The organism is Syntrophorhabdaceae bacterium (assembly GCA_028713955.1).
In the GTDB taxonomy this organism is placed as follows: Bacteria; Desulfobacterota; Syntrophorhabdia; order Syntrophorhabdales; family Syntrophorhabdaceae; genus UBA5609.
On record JAQTNJ010000326.1, the window covers coordinates 1 to 2,985 of the forward strand.

The window sequence follows — 2,985 nt, forward strand, 5'->3', positions numbered from 1 at the left end:
AACAAATAATGCGGTCTGTTTGATGTTGGGAAGAATATGGAACAACTGGTGTAATGAGGCGGCTCATCTCCTCGATGACGCAACTGCCGGTATAATTGACCATGTAGCTGAAAAATTTGTTTCAGAAGGACCTTTCCGGACACTGAATACAACGAAGGGTAATAATGTTGTTTTTGAAGGAAACACTCTGCAGATGGAAGAGGGGGATCATTACCTGCCATCACCTGCCCTGAAGGCCGCACAGCCCTGGGAAACAAAGAAACCGGGCAGCACCCCCGATGTCCCTGAAGACAAAATAAACATGGTCAGGGATAGGTTGCTGGGGGTTCTCTTTTCACAGTCTTTCGATATCGTGGATCGCGGCATTGGAACACCGGAGGACCTGAACTTTGGCTGCCAGGTTGCCCTTGGCTTCAACAAGGGGCCGATGGATATCATGCTCGACATGGGCGAGGATACAACACGTCAGATTGTAAATAAATTTCAGGCTGCAAGAGGCGGCTTTCCGGGACCAAAGAGGGCATATCAAGAGTACCAGAACTTCAGGCGATACATTCTATTAGACGAGATCGATGGCGTGAAGATCATTACCATACGTCGGCCGCAGGCAATGAACGCCATACGTGAAGAGTTGAATAATGAAATCATGGCCCTGTTGAAAGAGTATGAAAATGACCCGAACACAAAGGGGTTTGTCCTCACCGGATACGGTACAGCAGCATTTTCAGCCGGGGCTGACATCGGCACTTTCCCTGACATGCTGGGTGATATAGAAAAGGGCACCCAGGCAGCCAGGGATTGGGCAAAGGTACAGCCTTACATGGACCAGCTTGGCAAACCCATTGTGGCCGCTATAAACGGTGTGGCGCTCGGCGGAGGATTAGAGCTGGCGATCCGCTGCCACAGCATGGTGGCAACTGCAAACGCGAGATTTCAGTTTCCGGAGATCATGCTCGGTATACTGCCCGCCATAGGAGGAACAATTGTTCCATACCGGAAGTGGCCGAAAGGGGCAGGACTCTTCCATGAGATGCTCTGTCTGGCAAGACCGATCAACGTAAAAGAGGCTTTGGAGATAGGCATGGTGAGCAAGGTAACAAATAGTTATTATGAGATGATCGAAGAGGCCATCAGGGAGGTTAATAATCTCACGGGCAGAATCAGGAGGATCCCCGATGGAAGGGTAGATATCCCGAAGATGGAAATGCCGGAGAACCCTGCGGCCGGCAAGCTCGCTTTAAGTAAAGAGTCGATATCCATCATTATCAAAACAGTTGAGAAAGGGGCCCAGGCGGAACGTTTTGCCGATGCCCTGGAAATCGGCTACCGGGGTTTCGGTGAGATTGCCTGCACCGAGGCAGCCAAAGAAGGCGTTGCCGCATTCATGGAAAAAAGAATTCCTGTATATAAGAAATGAGCATAGCGCACAGCAAACCGTATATCGTAGTTCGTATATCGTATATCGGGATTGCAAAAAAGGTCGTTCGGCGTTCGGCGTTCGGCGCAAGGGGATGAAACCCGTAAGATGTTTTAACTTTTCACTTTTCACATTTCACGATATCAGCAGAAAGCTGATAGCTGCTAAAAGGAGGTAGAAGATGCTTAAAAGCAAATGGTTGCCCGCGGGCAAGATAATGGAGGTTCAGGCACTTAATATTCCGAACAAGGTGGCTGTCAAGGATAAGTTCCGCCAACTGACCTTCAGGGAATGGAACGATAGGTCGAACCGGCTGTCAAATGCCCTGGCTGCCATTGGTGTTGAAAAAGGAGACAAATTTGCAATTCTCGCCTATAATTGTATAGAGTGGATGGAGATATATGCTGCTGCATCAAAAGGTGGACAGGTGGCAGTGCCGATAAACTTCAGACTTGCCGGACCGGAGATTGAATATATTGTGAACCATTCCGAATCGAAAGCCTTCATTGTTGCCCGGGAATTAGCCGATATTATTGACCATATCAGGCCGAATTTAAATATTCCCAAAAATAATTACATTTTATTTGGAACTGACGCAACCCCTGATGGCTGGCAATCCTATGAAAAGATCATAGCGGCAGCGTCTCCTGAGGGACCACCTGTGACAGTTGATGGCGCGGACCCCTGGTTGATCATGTATACCTCAGGGACAACGGGAAAGCCCAAAGGAGTTGTCAGGAACCACGAGGCAACCCTTGCTGAATTTATCATCAATATTATAGATGTCGGCTTCAGGCATGACGATATGGGGCTCCTCGTTATGCCCATGTGTCATATAAACTCGGTATTCTATTCTTTTGTCTTTACGTATATCGGGGCCAGTTGTTATGTTTGCAATCTCGTATCCTTTGATCCTGAAGATATCCTGAAAATAATACAGGATGAGCGGATCACGTTTGTCTCCCTCGTCCCGACGCATTACATCATGATGCTCGCCCACCCGAACAAGGATAAATACGATGTTTCTTCGATGAAAAAGCTTCTCTGCTCTTCGGCGCCGGTCAGGAGGGACACAAAGCTGGCCATCATCGATTACTTCAAGGGTGCGGAACTTTATGAGATATATGGCTCAACAGAGGCCGGATCGGTGACCATACTCAAACCGGAAGACCAGCTGAATAAACTCAGCTCTATCGGCAAAGAGGTGTCTGCAACAGACCGGATCAAGATCCTCGATGAAGAGGGGAAAGAGGTGCCTGAGGGTGAAGTTGGCGAGCTGTACGCACGAACCCCTGAAATATTTACAGAATACTGGAAAGACCCTGAGAGGACCAAGAAGGCTTTCCAGGGAGAGTGGTTTTCGGCAGGGGACATGGCGAAAAGGGATGCCGACGGTTTCTATTATCTGGTTGATAGAAAGGCCAACATGATAATAACCGGTGGCGAGAACGTCTTTCCTTCGGAGGTAGAAAATGTCATTGGGGGACATCCGGCAGTAAAGGATGTTGCGGTGATCGGAATACCCCATGAGAAATGGGGAGAGGCTGTCAAGGCTGTTGTTATACTCC

The 2,985-nt window shown here is 48.6% G+C and carries 2 protein-coding genes; both read left to right on the top strand.

Annotation, left to right across the window (positions count from 1 at the left end; translation table 11 throughout):
• Positions 1 to 1,417: enoyl-CoA hydratase/isomerase family protein (locus tag PHU49_16505; GenBank protein ID MDD5245611.1), on the top strand; the 1,417-nt coding region annotated here is incomplete at its 5' end.
• A 181-nt stretch (positions 1,418 to 1,598) separates the two neighbouring features.
• Positions 1,599 to 2,985 (top strand): AMP-binding protein (locus tag PHU49_16510; GenBank protein ID MDD5245612.1); only part of this gene is annotated, 1,387 nt, incomplete at its 3' end.